The organism is Mycolicibacterium insubricum (genome assembly GCF_010731615.1).
Classification (GTDB): Bacteria; Actinomycetota; Actinomycetes; order Mycobacteriales; family Mycobacteriaceae; genus Mycobacterium; species Mycobacterium insubricum.
In genome coordinates this window covers 25162-38772 of the sequence record NZ_AP022618.1, presented here as the reverse complement: position 1 = coordinate 38772, position 13611 = coordinate 25162, and the positions used below count along the sequence as shown (strand labels likewise).

At 68.2% G+C, this 13611-nt stretch carries 14 protein-coding genes; 5 read left to right on the top strand and 9 right to left on the bottom strand.

Annotated elements, in window-relative coordinates; translation table 11 throughout:
• The first annotated feature begins 4 nt into the window (after positions 1-4).
• On the top strand, positions 5-1165 hold the full coding sequence (gene fadA6, locus G6N16_RS00200; RefSeq protein ID WP_083030880.1) for a steroid 3-ketoacyl-CoA thiolase FadA6: 1161 nt from the start codon (positions 5-7) through the stop codon (positions 1163-1165).
• 5 nt (positions 1166-1170) lie between these two features.
• Here fadA6 and G6N16_RS00195 read toward each other — a convergent pair whose 3' ends face one another.
• The gene (locus G6N16_RS00195) at positions 1171-2283 is read right to left on the bottom strand and encodes an NDMA-dependent alcohol dehydrogenase (protein ID WP_083030882.1); all 1113 of its coding nucleotides are present in this window, start codon (positions 2281-2283) and stop codon (positions 1171-1173) included.
• 131 nt (positions 2284-2414) lie between these two features.
• Between G6N16_RS00195 and G6N16_RS00190 the strand changes: the two genes are divergently transcribed.
• Positions 2415-3137: a M15 family metallopeptidase gene (locus G6N16_RS00190; RefSeq protein WP_234805846.1), complete on the top strand. Its 723-nt coding sequence runs from the start codon at positions 2415-2417 to the stop codon at positions 3135-3137.
• A 7-nt stretch (positions 3138-3144) separates the two neighbouring features.
• On the opposite strand, the gene ipdC is transcribed toward G6N16_RS00190, so the two are convergent.
• Genes ipdC through echA20 form a run of 4 tightly spaced genes read right to left on the bottom strand, consistent with a single transcriptional unit; the run spans position 3145 to position 6653 of the window.
• On the bottom strand, positions 3145-4218 hold the full coding sequence (gene ipdC, locus G6N16_RS00185; protein ID WP_083030883.1) for a (3aS,4S,5R,7aS)-5-hydroxy-7a-methyl-1-oxo-octahydro-1H-indene-4-carboxyl-CoA dehydrogenase: 1074 nt from the start codon (positions 4216-4218) through the stop codon (positions 3145-3147).
• On the bottom strand, positions 4215-4979 hold the full coding sequence (locus G6N16_RS00180) for a CoA-transferase subunit beta (protein ID WP_083030885.1): 765 nt from the start codon (positions 4977-4979) through the stop codon (positions 4215-4217). The genes ipdC and G6N16_RS00180 overlap by 4 nt, the downstream gene beginning before the upstream one ends.
• Positions 4976-5854, bottom strand: coding sequence for a cholesterol ring-cleaving hydrolase subunit IpdA (gene ipdA, locus G6N16_RS00175; protein ID WP_083030886.1), 879 nt, complete (start codon positions 5852-5854; stop codon positions 4976-4978). The genes G6N16_RS00180 and ipdA overlap by 4 nt, the downstream gene beginning before the upstream one ends.
• A 43-nt stretch (positions 5855-5897) precedes the next feature.
• A complete protein-coding gene (echA20, locus tag G6N16_RS00170) occupies positions 5898-6653 on the bottom strand; it encodes a (7aS)-7a-methyl-1,5-dioxo-2,3,5,6,7,7a-hexahydro-1H-indene-carboxyl-CoA hydrolase (protein ID WP_083030888.1) in 756 nt (251 codons plus the stop codon).
• A 74-nt stretch (positions 6654-6727) separates the two neighbouring features.
• On the opposite strand from echA20, the gene G6N16_RS00165 reads away from it, so the two are divergent.
• Both G6N16_RS00165 and G6N16_RS00160 read left to right on the top strand, forming a co-directional pair.
• Positions 6728-7492, top strand: a complete 765-nt coding sequence (locus G6N16_RS00165) for an SDR family oxidoreductase (protein WP_110810839.1) — start codon at positions 6728-6730, stop codon at positions 7490-7492.
• 40 nt (positions 7493-7532) lie between these two features.
• The gene (locus G6N16_RS00160; protein ID WP_163787707.1) at positions 7533-8447 is read left to right on the top strand and encodes an SDR family oxidoreductase; all 915 of its coding nucleotides are present in this window, start codon (positions 7533-7535) and stop codon (positions 8445-8447) included.
• 81 nt (positions 8448-8528) lie between these two features.
• On the opposite strand, the gene G6N16_RS00155 is transcribed toward G6N16_RS00160, so the two are convergent.
• The 4 genes from G6N16_RS00155 to G6N16_RS00140 form a co-directional block, all read right to left on the bottom strand.
• On the bottom strand, positions 8529-9986 hold the full coding sequence (locus G6N16_RS00155) for a histidine phosphatase family protein (protein ID WP_083030891.1): 1458 nt from the start codon (positions 9984-9986) through the stop codon (positions 8529-8531).
• 177 nt (positions 9987-10163) lie between these two features.
• Entirely contained in the window at positions 10164-10643 is a 480-nt protein-coding gene (locus G6N16_RS00150; RefSeq protein WP_083030892.1) for a nitroreductase family deazaflavin-dependent oxidoreductase, read from the bottom strand.
• Positions 10644-10652: 9 nt separating this feature from the next.
• Positions 10653-11033 carry a DUF8021 domain-containing protein gene (locus tag G6N16_RS00145; RefSeq protein ID WP_083030894.1) on the bottom strand — a complete coding sequence of 127 codons (381 nt, stop codon included), beginning with the start codon at positions 11031-11033 and terminating at the stop codon, positions 10653-10655.
• Positions 11033-12184, bottom strand: a complete 1152-nt coding sequence (locus G6N16_RS00140; RefSeq protein ID WP_083030895.1) for a steroid 3-ketoacyl-CoA thiolase — start codon at positions 12182-12184, stop codon at positions 11033-11035. Before G6N16_RS00140 ends, G6N16_RS00145 begins: the two co-directional genes overlap by 1 nt.
• A 181-nt stretch (positions 12185-12365) precedes the next feature.
• On the opposite strand from G6N16_RS00140, the gene G6N16_RS00135 reads away from it, so the two are divergent.
• Positions 12366-13607: a cytochrome P450 gene (locus G6N16_RS00135; RefSeq protein WP_083030897.1), complete on the top strand. Its 1242-nt coding sequence runs from the start codon at positions 12366-12368 to the stop codon at positions 13605-13607.
• Positions 13608-13611 lie beyond the last annotated feature (4 nt).

The following is a 13611-nucleotide window of genomic DNA, read 5'->3' as shown; positions in this document are numbered from 1 at the left end:
TGTGATGGGGCAAGCGTATGTGATCGATGCCGTTCGGACCGCCGTCGGCAAGCGCGGCGGTGCGCTGTCCGGCATTCACCCGGTGGACCTGGGCGCCTACGCCTGGCGCGGTCTGATCGACCGCGTCGGCGTCGACCCGGACGCCGTCGACGACGTGGTGGCCGGTTGCGTGGACGCCATCGGCGGGCAGGCCGGCAACATCGGCCGGCTGTCCTGGCTCGCGGCCGGCTACTCCGAGGCGGTCCCCGGTGTCACCGTCGACCGCCAGTGCGGCTCCAGCCAGCAGGCGATTTCCTTTGGCGCCCAGGCCATTATGTCCGGTACCGCCGACCTGATCGTCGCCGGCGGCATGCAGAACATGAGCCAGATCCCGATCAGCTCGGCGATGGTCCTCGGCGAGCAGTTCGGCTTCACCTCGCCCACCAACGAGTCCCGCGAGTGGCTCAAACGCTATGGTGACCAGGAGATTTCGCAGTTCCGCGGCTCGGAGATGATCGCCGAGCGGTGGAACCTGTCCCGTGAGGACATGGAACGCTTTGCGCTGCAGAGCCATAACCGTGCGTTCGCCGCGATCAAAGCCGGCAACTTCGACAACGAGATCATCACCATCGAGACCGAGGACGGCCCGTTCCGGGTCGACGAGGGGCCGCGGGAATCCAGCCTGGAGAAGATGGCCGGGCTCAAGACCCTGGTCGACGGCGGCCGGCTGACCGCCGCGATGGCCAGTCAGATCTCCGACGGCGCCTCGGCGGTGCTGCTGGCCAGCGAGCAGGCCGTCAAGGATCACGGGTTGAAGCCCCGGGCTCGCATCCACCACATCAGCGCCCGCGGCGCCGACCCGGTGCTGATGCTGACCGGACCGATCCCGGCCACCCGCTACGCCCTGGACAAGACGGGGCTGTCGATCGAGGACATCGACACCGTCGAGATCAACGAGGCGTTCGCCCCGGTGGTGATGGCCTGGCTGGCCGAGACCGGCGCCGACCCGGCCAAGGTCAACCCCTCCGGCGGCGCCATCGCGCTGGGCCATCCGCTCGGTGCCACCGGTGCCAAGCTGTTCGCCACCATGCTCAACACCCTGGAGCGCACCGGCGGCCGCTACGGCCTGCAGACCATGTGCGAGGGTGGCGGCACCGCCAACGTCACCATCATCGAACGCCTCTGACCCGGTCAGTGCTCCAGTAGCACCACGCCGCGAATGTTGCGGCCGGCGCGCATGTCCGCGTAGCCCTGGTTGACCTCGGCCAGCGTGTACTCGTGCGTGACGGTCTCGTCGAGCAGCAGCTTGCCGTCCCGATAGAGGCTCAGCAGGCGGGGGATGTCGGCGCGCGGATTGGCCTCGCCGTACAGACTGCCGAGCAGCCGCTTCTGGAACAGCGTGAACATCGCCATGTTCAGCGTCAGGGCGGCGTCGTCGAGCCGGCCGAGCGCGGTCATCACGACGGCGCCGCCCTTGCGGACGATATTGGCGGCCTCCTCGACCATCGAACCCTCCAGCAGTCCGACGGTCAGGATCGCCGAGTCGGCCATCACGCCCCTGGTCAGGTCGGCGACCAGTGCCGTCGCCTCGGGCATCGAGGCCACGAAATGGGTGGCGCCGAACAGGAATGCCAGCTCGCGCTTGGTCGCCACCGGTTCGACGACGACGATCTTCTCGGCCCCGGCCAACCGCGCACCCTGCACGGCGCCGCTGCCGATCCCGCCCAGGCCGATCACCACCACGGTGTCCCCGGGGGCCACGTCGGCGGTGTTGACCGCCGAGCCCCACCCGGTGGTGACCCCGCAGCCCAGCAGGCAGGCCCGGGAGAGCGGAAGGTCGTCGTCGATCTTAACGATCGACGCTTCGGGTACCGTGCCGTATTCCGAGAACGTCCCGACCAGCGCCATCGCACCGATGTTCTGGCCGCGTGCCCGACGCCGGTAGGTATGGTCGAGTTGGGTGCCGCCCATGATGAAAGCGCCCAGATCACAAAGGTTCTGGTGACCGGTCGAGCAGAACCGGCAGCGGCCGCAGGCCGGCAGGAACGAGGCGACCACCCGGTCGCCGGGGGCAAGATCCCGGACCCCGGGACCGACCTCGAGCACGGTGCCGGCGCCCTCATGCCCGCCGATGATGGGCAGCGGTGTCGGGAGGTCGCCGGTGCGGATGTGCTCGTCGGAGTGGCACAGCCCGGTCGCCTCCCAGGAGACCAGCACCTCTCCCTCCTGCGGCGGGTCGAGGTCGATCTCCTCGACCGACCAGTCGCCCCCGAACTCCCACAGGATGGCGGCATTGGTCTTCACAGATTGGCTCCCGTCCACCGGCTCGGTTGCTGGCGAGTCGTCGTTTTGTGGTGAGTCTAGGAACGCCCCGCGACCCGACGCCGGGTTTCGCCGAGATCGGTGGGAAATCCACGGCGCGTTACATTCTTTCGGTGAACACACATGCGGCGGGGGCCGGTGCCCGGATCGGGCGGGCGCTGGCGGCGCTGGCGACGGTGGCGTGTCTGACCCAGTGCTCGGGGAACTCCGAGCCCGGCGACTCCGCCGCGTCCTCGGCACCGGCCGCGGCCGAGACGGTGGTCACCTCGACGCCGCCGCCACGGGTGTCTACGGTGACCGCCGCCGAACTCGGCGACAGCTGGCGCCCCGGGTGCCCGGTCGGCCCCGATCAGCTGCGCCGTGTCGAGATCGACTACATCGACCCCAAGGGGCAGTCGCAGCGCGGTTACCTGATCGTGCACCGGGACATCGTCGATCAGGTCCAGCAGATCTTCGGCAGGCTGCGCGAGATGGCCTTCCCGATCACCAAGATGGAGCCCGCACAACACTATCCGGGTGCCGACGACGAACTGTCCATGGAGGCCGACAACACCTCGGCGTTCAACTGCCGCGGAATCCCCGGGTCCCGCAGCTGGTCCCAGCACGCCTACGGCCGAGCCGTCGACATCAACCCGCTGATCAATCCGATGGTGAATCTCGGTGGCTCCTATGAGCCGAGCAACGCCGAGCCCTACCTGGACCGGACCCGCAAGGACCCGGGCATGCTGCACGCCGGGGACCCCGCGGTGCGCGCCTTCACCGACCGAGGTTGGACCTGGGGTGGAGACTGGCGCAGTCCGAAGGACTACCAGCACTTCGAGTTGCCGGGGCACTGACCTTTGGTCAGTCGGTGATGAACCCGGCCGCGGTGCGCAGGTGCTCGACGGCCTCGGCGACGATCGCCGGGACGAGCTCGGCGCACGACGGCAGGTCGTCGAGGATGCCGGCCACCTGACCGGATGCCAGCACGCCGGCCTCGGTGTTGCCGTCGACCAGACCGGCCTTGAGCAGCATCGGGGTGTTGGCCGCCATCACCACCTGCGACCAGGTCAGCTCCTTGCCGTGCCGCATGGCCAGGCCGTCTTTGGCCATCGACGCCCAGGTCATGCCGGACAGCTTCTTGAACTTCTGCGCGTTGCCCACCGCGGCGGCGAAACCGCGCAACCGCGAACCGCTTTCCAGCTTTTCCACCAGCCCGGTGCGCAATACCCGGTGCGGCATGCCGTCGACCCGGGTGGACACCACGGTGCCGTCGAGGGCGGCCGCCAGGTAGCGCTGCTTGACCTCGTCGGGCACGGTCGAGTCCGCGGTCAACAGGAACCGGGTGCCCATCGCGACGCCGGCGGCACCGTAGGACAGCGCCGCGGCCAGACCGCGGCCGTCGAAGAACCCGCCCGCGGCGATCACCGGCATCCCGGTGCCGGCGACGGCGTCGAGCACCGACGGCAGCAGCAGCGTGGTCGCGATCGGGCCGGTATGCCCACCGCCCTCACCGCCCTGGACGATCACCGCATCCGCGCCCCAGCCGGCCACCTTCTTGGCGTGCTTGGCGGCGCCGACCGACGGGATCACCACCACGCCCGCCTCTTTCAGCCTGGCGATCAGGTCGGGCTTGGGGGCCAGGGCGAACGACGCGACCTTGACTCCCTCGCGGATCAGCAGATCGACGCGGTCGTTCGCGTCGCCCGCGTCGGCCCGAATGTTGATGCCGAACGGCTTGTCGGTGGCAGCCTTGACCTTGGTGACGGCGGTGGCGAGCTCGTCGAGCGTCATGGTCGCCGACGCGAGGATGCCCAGACCACCGGCGTTGGACGTCGCCGCCACCAGCCGCGCCCCGGCCACCCAGCCCATCCCGGTCTGCACGACGGGATGGGTGATCCCGACGAGCTCGGTCAGCGCGGTCTTCAGCGTGCTCACGCCCGGACCTCTTTGGCCCGCAATCCCAACGGGTCGATCTGCTGCAGCAGCTCGAGTTCGGCGGCGGTCGGCTCCCGGGTCACCGCGGCCGCGTCCAGTCCGGCCACCTCGAAGGCGGTGTTCTCGGCGACCTGCTCGGCGGTGACGCCGGGGTGCAGGGATACCGCGCGCATGCTGTGCCCGGGACCGCCGAAGTCGAAGACGCCCAGGTTGGACACCACCCGGTACACGTTGACGAACCGGTAGGCCGGATTGACGGGATTACCGTCGTCGTCGAATTGGATTTTGTCCCAACCGATTCCGGAGACGATATCGACGGCGTCGGCGAACACCCGGGTGGTGTGGTTGCCGACGAAGTAGCTGGTGATGTGGTTGATGGTGTTGCCGGGTGCGCCGCGCACGCCGAACATCTGCCGACTGGGATGCTGCAGCGGCCCGAATGCGGACAGGTTCTGGTTGCCGTGGCGGTCGATCTGGTTGGCGCCCATCACCACGTGCCGCCGGCCCCAAGCCAGCGTTTCGAAGACGCGGCCGAACGGCATCCAGCCCTCGATGGCGGCCGGGGCGCCGATCGCCGGGGTGTCGGCGATCAGCCGGGCCTCGCCGTCGGTCAGCACGATGTCCGGGGAGAAGCTCAGCCGCGCCACCCGGGCGCCGATCGACACCACGGTCGTCATCGGAGAGACCATGATCTCGCCGGCGTCGCGGAACAGGTCGGCGCAGGCGATGGCGCACACATCGGCGCGGGTTGGGGCGGTCATGCCTGTGCCTCCTTGAACTTGCGGACTGCGGCCTGGTAGTCGTCTTCGCTGCCGGACAGGTAGGTCTTGACGAATTCGGTCCAGGTCTCCGGAGAACCTGCGGCCTCGGCGTAGTGCCGCTGGAACTTCTCGTCGCGGCGGTAGTCGGGCTCGTTGGTGGTGAAGTGCGCGCCGTTGGGAGCTTCGACGACGGCGTCGACCATCATCCGGTTTACCAGGAGTTGCTGCGGCACGGTGGATTCCACCAGTTCGGCGGTCGGCACGATGCGTTCGACGGAGAGGAACCGGCGCCGCGCGGCCATCAGGAACAGGTCGTCGAAATACGGGTCGATGCCCGTGTAGGCCGCATTGCCCGTCTCGTCGCCCAGGTTCAGGTGCACGAACGCCGCGTCGAGGTTCAGCGCCGGCATGGCGATGAGTTCCTCGAAGGCCTCGCCGGTGGGGTAGGGGCTGGTGACGGTCTTGAGTTCGTCGCCCCAGAAGGCCCGGACGTCGCTACCGAGTCCGGCGCGGATCGGCAGGAACGGCAGGCGCTGCGCGGCGGCCTGCAGTCCGCAGCGCAGCATGCCCTCGTCCATCTCGCGGGCCTCGATGGCCCCGGTGGTGCGGGCGTGGGCGAACCACGGGTCGTAGAACGGCGGCGAGTCCAGCGAAACGAAGCCGTAGTAGACCCGGCGAACTTTGCCCGCCGAGCACAGCAGGCCCAGATCGGGACCGCCGTAGGTGACGACGGTCAGGTCGGTGACGTCGGTGCGCAGCAGCGCGCGGATGAACGCCATCGGCTTGCGCCGCGACCCCCAGCCACCGATGCCGATCGTCATCCCGCTTTCGATCTCGGCGACGGCCGCATCGAGAGTGGTTGTCTTGTTCGTCATCTGGCGCCAGTGCTCCTCATCGCTCGTACCTCGCTCTGCGTCGTCATTTCTTGCCCTTGTCCGTCCCGGCGAAGGCGTCGCGGTGTTCGTCGGAGACGCCGGCGAGGTTGAGCTCGAAGGTGAAGCCCTGTTCCATCCGGTAGCTGGCGTTGACCCGCTGCACGTCGATGAAGTTCAGCGCCTCCTTGGCCGCGCGGATCACCCGGGTGTCCTTGGCGGCGATGTCGCGGGCCACCCGCAGGGCGGCCTCGTCGAGGTCGGCGCGCGGCACCACCTCGTGCACCGATCCGAAATGCGCCAGGGTGGCGGCGTCGACGGTGGCGGCGGTGAAGAACAACCGGCGCATCATGTGCTGGGGCACCAGCCGGGACAGGTGGGTGGCCGCGCCGAGGGCCCCGCGTTCCACCTCGGGCAGGCCGAAGGTGGCGTCGTCGGAGGCGACGATGACGTCGGCGTTGCCGATCAGGCCGATACCGCCGCCGACGCAGAATCCGTTGACGGCGGCAATCACCGGGACGGCGCATTCGTAGACCGCGCGGAACGCCTCGTAGCAGCCGCGGTTGGCGTCGATCAGCGCGCCGAAGCCCTCGGTGTTCTGCATTTCCTTGATGTCCACGCCGGCGTTGAAGCCGCGCCCCTCGGCGCGCAGGATCACCGCGTGGGTGTTCGGGTCGCGCCCGGCGGCGGTGATGGTGTCGGCCAGTTCGAACCAGCCCGCCGAGGGGATGGCGTTGACCGGCGGGTAGTCGACGGTGACCGAGACGATGCCCGGTTCGGTGGTTGCGGACGTGATCGTCATGGGGTCTCCTGGGCCTGTCGGCTAAGCAAGCACTTGCTTGGTACGCTAACACAGTGACGGAACACGCTGGCAACATCGACCCGGCGATCAATCTTGGCCTGACCGGCCGCGTGGTCTTGGTGACCGGCGGTGTTCGTGGAGTCGGCGCGGGGATCAGCGCGGTGTTCGCCGCCCAGGGGGCCACCGTGCTGACCTGCGCCCGCCGCCCCGTCGACGGTTCCCCCTACGAATTTTTCGCCTGCGACGTCCGCGACGACGACGCCGTGCGCGACATGCTCGATGCCGTGGTGGCGCGCCACGGCCGCATCGACGTGGTGGTCAACAACGCCGGCGGCTCGCCCTACGTGGCGGCGGCCGAGGCGTCGGCCAACTTCAGCCGCAAGATCATCGAGCTCAACCTGATCGGCCCGCTGCAGGTCGCCCAGCACGCCAACCGGCACATGCAGACCCAGGACCGCGGCGGATCGATCATCAACATCTGCAGCGTCAGTGGCCGTCGGCCCACGCCGGGAACCGCGGCCTACGGGGCGGCCAAGGCCGGCCTGGAGAATTTGACCGCGACGCTGGCGGTGGAGTGGGCGCCGCGGGTACGGGTCAACACCGTCGTGGTCGGCATGGTCGAGACCGAACAGTCCGAGCTGTTCTACGGCGACGCGGAATCGGTCGCCAAGGTGGGTGCCACCGTGCCGCTGGGCCGGCTGGCCAAGCCCGCCGACGTCGGCTGGGCGGCAGCGTATCTGGCCTCGGACCTGGCCGCCTATGTCAGCGGCGCCAGCCTCGAGGTGCACGGCGGCGGCGAACCGCCGTCCTATCTGGAAGCCTCCAGCGCCAACAAATAACCACGCACACAACAGCGACACACTTCGACAAGGAGCAGCAATGGGATTGCTTGACGGCCGGGTAGTCATCGTCACCGGAGCCGGCGGCGGGATCGGCCGCGCGCATGCGCTGGCCTTCGCCGCCGAGGGGGCCCGGGTCGTGGTCAACGACATCGGCGTCGGACTGGACGGCTCGCCCGCCGGTGGCGGCAGCGCGGCCCAGGCGGTGGTCGACGAGATCGTCGCGGCCGGGGGCGAGGCCGTCGCCAACGGGTCCGACGTCTCGGATTGGGACCAGGCCCAGGCCCTGATCGACACCGCGGTAACCGAATTCGGCACGCTGGACGTGCTGGTCAACAACGCCGGCATCGTGCGCGACCGAATGTTCGCCAACACCTCCGAGGAGGAGTTCGACGCGGTGATCGCGGTGCACCTCAAGGGGCACTTCGCGACCATGCGGCACGCCGCCGCGTACTGGCGGGCCAAGGTCAAGGGCGGCCAGTCCGCGGAAAGTCTTGATGCGCGGATCATCAACACCAGCTCCGGTGCCGGGTTGCAGGGCAGCATCGGTCAGGCCAACTACAGTGCCGCCAAGGCCGGCATCGCGGCGCTCACCCTGATCGGTGCCGCCGAGATGGGCCGGTACGGCGTGACCGTCAACGCCATCGCCCCGTCGGCGCGGACCCGGATGACCGAGACCGTGTTCGCCGACATGATGGCCACCCAGGACCAGGCGTTCGACGCCATGGCGCCGGAGAATGTTTCCCCCCTGGTGGTCTGGCTGGGCAGCACCGAATCCCGCGACGTCACCGGCCAGGTGTTCGAGGTCGAGGGCGGCAAGATCCGCGTCGCCGAGGGCTGGGCGCACGGACCGCAGATCGACAAGGGCGACCGCTGGGACCCGGCCGAACTGGGGCCCGTCGTCACCGACCTGCTGGCACAGGCCCGCACCCCGGTGCCGGTCTACGGCGCCTAACAACAGGTTTCACCGCCGATTTGCCGGTGCCGGTGTGCCAGCCGTTGGGCTGGCACACCGGCACCGGGTTTTCTGAGGGGTTCAGGCGGCGTCGCGGTCGGCGCGCTTGATTCGCTGCTTGGCGGGCTTGGGGTCGGCCTGCGTAGCAGCGGTCTTGGCCTTGGGCTTGATGCCGACGGCCTCGCCCAGGTTCTGGCCGGCACGCTCGACGGCCGAGGTCACCGTGGTGCCGAGATCCCGGACGTTCTGCTGGACCACCTGCCGCTGCTGGGCCCGGGCAACGGCCCGCTCGGCGGCGTTGGCGCGCACCGTGCTCAGCGTCGCGCGTCCCTGGCCGGTGGCGTCGTTGAGCATCGACTTCAGCTGCGAGCCCGGGTTGACCGCCGCGTCAGGCTGGTCGGTGATCGGGGTCGACTCCGTCGCCGGCACGGTGCCCGCGAAGGCGGCGATGGTGGGCGAATTGGCCCGCAGTGCATTGGGTGTCGTCTTCGACACCGTGGTGGTCGCGGACGACAGGGTGCTCGGCACCAGCCCGCGGATCGCGTTGATGGTGTCGTTGACCGAATCCTTCACGAACGTCACGCCGGCCTTGCCCACGTTGACGATGCCGTCGCCCGCGGTGCTGGCAATGGTGCCCGGGTCGAGGTTCAGCACCGGCTTACGCATGTTGTAGACGGCCTGCTGCGGGGCCACGATCAGGCTGCGCAGGTTGACCAGCATCTGGGTCGGGTAGTTCGCGTCGCCGACGGGTTGACCGGCCCAGGATTCCAGGTGCCAGCCCTCCTCGTTGCTGCCGGTGACCACCACGACGTCGGTGTTGCCCAGCGGATGCTGCATGAGCAGCAGCAGATCGGGATTGTCGACGTTCATCATCGTCCACATCATGATGGTGGCGCCGTGGGAGAACACCGCGGCGTTCTGCTTGCCGTCGGTGCCTTCCGGAGTGGTTTGCTCGATCACGTTCAGCGCGTTGGTCATCCGCTCGTTGAACGCCAGCCCGTTCTCCCCGCCGGGGACGGACACGAACTGCAGGCCCATGGTCCACATGAGCGGCGCCACGATGTAGCCGATGCGGCCCAGGCCGTCCTTCTCGGGCAGCCCGGTGAAGATGCCGGAGGTGATCTCCTGAACGCCGATCCGGGTTCCGGGGTGCTCGTTGATGTAGTCGGTACCGCCTAGGACTGTGATCGGCATCGGATGGCCGGGGTCGGTGCCCAAATACTTGGACAGCGGGGCTGCGGTCTCCTGGGTGCGAACCATGGTGGACGCGAAGATCGCGTCGATGGTGCCGTACTTGGCGACCCAGGCCTCAGTTCCCACGGCCGCAGCCTCTGATTGGCCCTGGGCAGTCAGGCTGGGTCCGGGGATCGAGGTGTCGATGCTGTTTCCGGCGTTGGCGAACGATTCCCCGTGCCGGATGAACGTCACGGTCATCGCCCACGACGGAATCGCGGTGAGCATCAGTAGGCAGAACGCGGTGAGCGCGGTCGCGGCGGCGATCAGGCCGTGGCGCAGCCTTTGCGTATTGGTGTGGTGCATGAATCGAGTCCCTCGGTCCCCCGGGTGTGGCCGACAACACGTCCCCTCCCGAACGTGTGTGGCGTCACTGTACAACGAGGTGCGTCTATTTAGCTACTATGGGTAGCGGAATGCTCGGCACCGTCATCCGCGGGCCGGATCCGAACGGCCTCGGTGCTCGATTGCGGTGAATACCCGCTACGCGGGGTCGCAGATGATGATCGGGATCTTGCGGTCGGTGTAGGACCGGTAGTTCACGAAATCCGGGTACATGGCGTCGAGCTTGGGCCAGTACTCGTCACGCTCGGCGTCGGTGGCGTCCCGGGCCACCAGCGACAGCGTCTCCCCCTTGGTCTGGAAGGTGACCTCGGGATTGGCCTTCAGGTTCAGGTACCACATCGGGTCGGTGGCCCGGCCGCCCTGGGAGGCGACCAGCACAATGCGCCGGCCCTCCTGCAGATACAGCAGCGGACTGTCCCGCGGCTCACCGGACTTGCGGCCCATCGTCGTCAGGATGCCGACCGCGGCGCCACGCAGGAACTTGTCGCCGAACCGGCCCCCGCTCTTCTTGAAGATCCAGGTCTGGATCCGCGACATCCACTTGATCGCCGTGCCGGTAGACGGTGCGTTGAGTCGCTCGACCTGCTTGGGGCTCAGCGGTTTCGGTGGATTGGCCATGACGGCACTCTAGCTGGTGAGAGTGGGTCGGATGCTGGCGTCGATGTGATGGATCCGCGCGGCCGCGGCGTCGGCCGGGATCAGGAACGTCTCGTCGACCTTGGCCCCGACCCGTCGTCCGAATAGCGACGGCTTGGTGGACAGCTCGAACACCGCCCGGATCCGGTCGCCGTCGACGGTGAACTCCGGTGTGCTGACCTCCCGGATCAGCTTGAACTGTGGGCCGTTGTTCAGCGACCGACGCAAGTGATCCCCGGACCGCCCGGTCTTGATCCCCAGCTCGAAGCGCACGCAGTTCGGCGCGAACGGCACGTCGTCGCCGCGGTGGGACGCCAGGGCGCTGATATAGGCCTGCGCCGCGGCGATCCGCTCGGCGTCGGTCAGCGGCATCAGAGACGCTCGATGATCGTCGCGGTGGACAGCGCCCCGCCGGCGCACATGGTGATCAGCGCGGTGGATTTATCGGTGCGCTCCAGCTCGTGCAGCGCGGTGGTGATCAGCCGGGCGCCGGTGGAGCCGACCGGGTGGCCCAGGGCGATCGCGCCGCCGTTGACGTTCACCTTGTCCATGTCGGCGTCGTACACCTTCGCCCAGGACAGCACCACCGACGCGAACGCCTCGTTGATCTCCACCAAGTCGATATCGGCCAGCGACATCCCGGAGCGCTCCATCACCCGGGCGGTGGACTGCACCGGGCCGTCGAGGTGGTAGTAGGTCTCCGCGCCGACATTGGCCTGGCTGACGATCCGGGCCCGAGGCGTGAACCCGAGGGCCTTGGCCTTGTCCTCGTCCATCCACAGCACCGCGGCCGCCCCGTCGGAAATCTGCGACGATGTGCCGGCGGTGTGGATCCCGCCCTCGATCACCGGCTTCAGCGACGCCAGCCCGTCGGCGGTGGTCTCCCGCAGGCCCTGATCGCGGCTGACCCAGTTGAGTTCGGCCGTCGGCTGCTTGTTCTCGTCGATCACCGGCGCCTCGATGGCCGAGATCTCCCGGTCGAACCGGCCCTCGTCCCAGGCCCGTCGGGCGCGGCGCTGCGACGCCAGGCCGAGCGCGTCCACATCGGCGCGGGTGATGCCACGGCGCTTGGCGATCCGCTCCGCGGCCTCGAACTGGTTGGGCAGGTCGATGTCCCAGGACGCAGCCCGGGCACCGCCGCCGTTGGCGCCGAGTCCCACCCGGCTCATCGCCTCGATGCCGCAGGCGACGCCGATATCGATCGCGTCGGTGGCGATCAACCCGGCGATCAGGTGATTGGCCTGCTGGGCGCTACCGCACTGGCAGTCGACACTGGTGGCGCCGACGTGTTCGGGCAGCCCGGCGATCAGCCAGGACTGCCGGGTCACGTTATTCGCCTGTTCGCCGTACTGGGTGACGCAACCGCCGATAACCTGATCGACGTCGGCCGGGTCGATGCCGGCCTTGGTCACAAGTGCCTTCTGCACCGCCCCGAGCAGTTCGGTGGCGTGTAGTCCGGAGAGCCAACCATTGCGCTTTCCGATCGGGCTGCGGGTGGCTTCGACGATCACAGGTTTACCCATAGAGCCAGGCTAGAACACGTTCCATTACTCTGACAAGCGACGATGCGTTCATGCCTTTGATCTGCGGTCAGGGCATGTTTCAATGGTTCTAATTGGCACTAGACCGTATCGTCTATCCGGTCCCACCGGAGCGTTGCCGATTCGGCACGCAGACGCCCCGCAGAAACTAGGAGTGAGACCAATGGCGAACCTGAGTTTCCCGAGTACCTTCGATCCGCTCGACGCCGAACTGAACCTGGCCGGCCTGCCGGTGGAGCAGCTCGCCGAACTGCGCCGGTCCGAACCGATCCACTGGGTCGACATCCCGGGTGGTTCCGGCGGCTTCGGCGACAAGGGCTACTGGCTGCTGACCCGGCACGCCGACGTCAAGGAGGTGTCGCGCCGCAGCGACGTGTTCTCCTCGGCGATGAACGGTGCCATCCCGACCTGGCCGCAGACGATGACCCGCGAGGCCGTCGACGTGCAGAAGGCCGTCCTGCTCAACATGGACGCACCGCACCACACCCGGCTGCGCAAGATCATCTCGCGCGGCTTCACCCCGCGGGCCATCGGCCGGCTCCGCGACGAGCTCAACGCCCGCGCACAGAACATCGTCAAGACCGCCGCCAGCCTCCAGGTCGGCGACTTCGTCGAGCAGGTGGCGTGCGAGCTGCCGCTGCAGGCCATCGCCGAGCTGATCGGCGTTCCCCAGGAGGACCGGGACAAGCTGTTCCGCTGGTCCAACGAGATGACCGCCGGTGAAGACCCCGAGTTCGCCGACATCGACCCGGCCATGTCGTCGTTCGAGGTGATCACCTACGCCATGAAGATGGCCGAGGAGCGCCGCAAGAACCCCACCGACGACATCGTCACCCAGCTGATCGAGGCCGATATCGACGGCGAACACCTCTCCGACGACGAGTTCGGTTTCTTCGTCATCATGCTCGCCGTCGCCGGCAACGAGACCAGCCGCAACTCCACCACGCACGGCATGATCGCCTTCGCGCAGAACCCCGACCAGTGGGAGCTGTTCAAGCGGGAGCGCCCAGAGACCGCGGTCGACGAGATCGTCCGCTGGGCCACCCCCGTCTCGGCGTTCCAGCGCACCGCCAACTGCGACACCGAGCTGGCCGGGGTGAAGATCAAGGAAGGCGAGCGGGTGGTGATGTCCTACCGCTCCGCCAACTTCGACGAGTCGGTGTTCGAGGACCCCTACACCTTCAACATCCTGCGCGACCCCAACCCGCACGTCGGGTTCGGGGGCACCGGAGCGCACTACTGCATCGGCGCCAACCTGGCCCGGATGACCATCAGCCTGATCTTCAACGCGGTGGCCGACCATATGCCGGACCTGACCCCGATCGGGGAGCCGGAGCGGCTGATGTCGGGCTGGCTCAACGGGATCAAGCACTGGCAGGTCGACTACACCGGAAAAGAGGCGTAGCGCA

What these genes read in the sequence shown, in the direction of transcription:
- G6N16_RS00145 (WP_083030894.1), bottom strand. Translation starts at nt 11,033, where the DNA reads ATGCCGCTGACCGACGCCGAGCGGATCGCCGCGGCGCAGGCCTATATC.
- G6N16_RS00135 (WP_083030897.1), top strand. Translation starts at nt 12,366, where the DNA reads ATGGCGAACCTGAGTTTCCCGAGTACCTTCGATCCGCTCGACGCCGAA.
- fadA6 (WP_083030880.1), top strand. Translation starts at nt 5, where the DNA reads ATGGGGCAAGCGTATGTGATCGATGCCGTTCGGACCGCCGTCGGCAAG.
- G6N16_RS00155 (WP_083030891.1), bottom strand. Translation starts at nt 9,986, where the DNA reads ATGCACCACACCAATACGCAAAGGCTGCGCCACGGCCTGATCGCCGCC.
- G6N16_RS00180 (WP_083030885.1), bottom strand. Translation starts at nt 4,979, where the DNA reads ATGACCGCCCCAACCCGCGCCGATGTGTGCGCCATCGCCTGCGCCGAC.
- G6N16_RS00160 (WP_163787707.1), top strand. Translation starts at nt 7,533, where the DNA reads ATGGGATTGCTTGACGGCCGGGTAGTCATCGTCACCGGAGCCGGCGGC.
- G6N16_RS00140 (WP_083030895.1), bottom strand. Translation starts at nt 12,184, where the DNA reads ATGGGTAAACCTGTGATCGTCGAAGCCACCCGCAGCCCGATCGGAAAG.
- G6N16_RS00150 (WP_083030892.1), bottom strand. Translation starts at nt 10,643, where the DNA reads ATGGCCAATCCACCGAAACCGCTGAGCCCCAAGCAGGTCGAGCGACTC.
- ipdA (WP_083030886.1), bottom strand. Translation starts at nt 5,854, where the DNA reads ATGACGAACAAGACAACCACTCTCGATGCGGCCGTCGCCGAGATCGAA.
- echA20 (WP_083030888.1), bottom strand. Translation starts at nt 6,653, where the DNA reads ATGACGATCACGTCCGCAACCACCGAACCGGGCATCGTCTCGGTCACC.